The sequence below is a fragment of the Pedobacter sp. genome (assembly GCF_045628745.1).
Lineage (GTDB): Bacteria > Bacteroidota > Bacteroidia > Sphingobacteriales > Sphingobacteriaceae > Pedobacter.
The window spans coordinates 1-3,211 of record NZ_JAZQPU010000291.1; the positions used below are offsets into that span (position 1 = coordinate 1).

Consider the following 3,211-nt stretch of genomic DNA (forward strand, 5'->3'; position numbering starts at 1 on the left):
TTGATCCTCAGTCTTCTAAATTCAAGTTTCAAGGGTTGTCGCCCACCGACACCTATCATTCTTTATATGAAGATGGCAGTGGACAAATCTGGATAGAACCAGAAGCTAAAGGCATTGTAAAGTATAATCCACAAAACAAGAAATTCAAATCATTCCTGCAGCAGCAGGATATAGAAAGTGCGAGCCGGGATTTCCAGGTATTAAGTGATCTCAATGGTACTGTTTGGATGAGTCTGAAAGGAGGTGGATTTGGCTATTATAACCCGCTGACAGATCATGTTGATTATTTTCACGACCAACCCGGTGTTGCAGACCAGCAATTTTCAAATATCATTACCAGTTTGTTCATCGATCCATCGGGTGTGATGTGGTTAAGTGGAAAAGATGGTGGAATTAATAAAGTAATTCCATTAACCGACCGTTTTAACTTTCGGCAGCCGGTAAAAGTACCACATAATCGCGCTGAAAACGACGTAAGAGCGATGATGAAAGATGTTAAAGGTCGCCTATGGATATGCACCAAGGCTGGTAAGGTATATATATATGACAAGGGTAAGCCTGTACAAGTTTTAAACCATTCGCAATCTCAACTGGGTAATGTGTACTCCTTACTGGAGGATAGTCGTGGTAATGTATGGATAGGTACCCGTGGTAATGGCTTATATAAAGCTACACCTTTAAATGCAGCGCATGATGCTTACCAGCTCAGCAATTTTCAAAATAACCAGAAAGATAAAAATAGTATCAGCAGTAACCATGTGTACACCATTATGGAGGACCATATGCGCCGCATATGGGTAGGCACTCTTGGTGGTGGGTTAAACCTTATTACTTTAAAAAATGGTAAACAGGTCTTCTTAAATCATCAAAACTCCTTTAAAAATTATCCTTTACCAACGAACAATGTCATCAGGCATCTAAAGGAGGACAGAAAGGGTAATATATGGATTGCTACAAGCAATGGATTGTTGCGTTTTCATCCTGATCAAACTGGTACGGGCCCACCAGACCCTAATAAATATCGTTTCCTCACTTATAAAAAGATCCCCGGAGATCATTCCAGCCTTGGAAATAACAATGTCCAATACATTCATGAAGATCAAAATGGCCAGCTCTGGTTAGGTACCTTTGGTGGAGGCTTAAATAAGGTTTTGATAGATAAACATCATCCTGATGGGGTAAGCTTCAAAGTATATACTACAGAGAATGGTCTGGCAAATGATGTGGTATTGAGCATGACGAATGATAAAAATCATCACATCTGGCTAGCTACAGAAAGCGGTTTGTCAAAATTTGAGCCTGGAACAGAAACTTTTAAAAACTATGATTCTAACGATGGTTTGCCTAAGGGCAGGCTTGCCGAGGCCACCAGTTTTGCAGATCAAACCGGTAAATTGTATTTCGGCTTTACGTCAGGATATATTTCTTTTGATCCTGCCAGCATTGCTGATCAAAAAATTAAAGCAAAAATGGCCCTGACCAGGATCCAGCTTTATTACAAAGATATTTTACCAGGTGTGGAAGGCTCACCGCTAAAATATGCGATTAATGAAACCGAGCTGCTGGAACTTAATCATGATCAGAATGCAATCAGTATTGATTATGCGGTGTTAGACTACCGTTCGGTAAACAAGATCACCTATGCCTATAAACTGGAAGGATTTGATAAGATATGGCATCATGTAAACGACGCACGTAAGGCTACCTATACTAACCTTCCGCCAGGTAAATATGTCTTTAAGGTGAAAGCAACGAATGTGGGTCTATTTGAAAACAACCCGCAGAAGACCCTGGTAATTATAGTAAACAATCCCTTTTACCTGACCACATGGGCCTACCTGGTTTACATTCTAGTGGTCATCGCAATGGGTATCATAGCCCGTCGCATTATCATTACCATGATCCGGCTGAGAAATAAGGTGGTTGTTGAACAAAAATTAACCGAAGTTAAACTCTCGTTTTTTACCAATATTTCACATGAGTTAAGGACCCCATTAACTTTAATCGTCAGCCCACTGGAAGAGCTTTCTAAGACTGAGCATTTGTCTGCTAAGGGTAGGGATTACCTTAATATTGTTAACCGGAATGCCAACCGAATGATTCGTTTTATCAACCAGTTGCTGGATTTCCGTAAAGTGCAGAATGGAAAAATGGAATTAAAAATTGCTGAAGTAGACCTTGCTGCGGTAGTTAGGGAAATTGGTCAGCATTTCCTGAGCGTGGCAGCTGAAAAGAACATTACTTTTAAGCTGCCCACCGATAATGCACAAAGCATGGTATGGGTTGATGCAGAAAAGGTTGATATCATCGTCTACAATTTGCTTTCCAATGCTTTTAAGTTTAGTCCCCCTTTTAAGGAGATCAGTGTAGTATTAAAGGTTTCGGCCGATCAGGATATTGAAATTAGGGTTACAGATGAAGGACCTGGAGTGGCCGAAGATAAACTGAGGGAGATATTTGAAGTATACTATGAGGGAAACAGTGCGGCAGATTACCATTTAAAAGGAACTGGAATTGGGCTTGCCTTATCTAAAGAGCTGGCAGCAAGTCACCTTGGGCAATTATGGGCAGAAAACAATGCCCATGAAGGGATGACTTTTATTCTGGAGCTGAAGGGTAAAAAGGAATTCTACAAAAGCGCAGTTGTGAATATTGAAGCTGTAAATAGAAACGACCGTTTTGTGAACGAAGAATGGCCAGTCAATGCAATTGCCCAGCCTCAAGTACCTTTAGATATACAATATCCTTTGGTTCTATTGGTTGAAGACAATCCAGAATTACAGCGTTTTCTTTCCCTTAAACTGGAAGGATTATACCGTATTGCAAGCGCAGCAGATGGCGCGGAAGGTTGGAGTGCAGCAACTGACCTGTTGCCTGACCTGATCATTAGTGACCTGATGATGCCCAACATGAGCGGTATACAGATGTTGGACTTGTTGAAGAATGACATTCGTACCAGTCATATCCCTGTGGTACTGCTCACGGCTAAGGCATCTGTTGAAAGTAAGATTGAAGGAATGAAATATGGCGCCGACGGCTACATGACAAAGCCCTTTCATACCGAATACCTGCTGGCTTTAATTGAAAACCTAATTAAGTCCAGAAAGAAGCTGTTTGAAAAGTTAGCCACTGGTCAGCCACAGAAAGTACTGCTGTTGGAACCTGCTGAGATTGTCATCACCTCCAGGGATGAGACGTTTTTAAAAGAAAC

1 protein-coding gene is annotated in these 3,211 nt (G+C 41.1%); it reads left to right on the forward strand.

The genetic code is table 11. The annotated features are described in order from the left end of the window. Positions 1 to 3,211: hybrid sensor histidine kinase/response regulator (locus ACR2F7_RS10840; protein ID WP_432713580.1), on the forward strand; the 3,211-nt coding region annotated here is incomplete at both ends.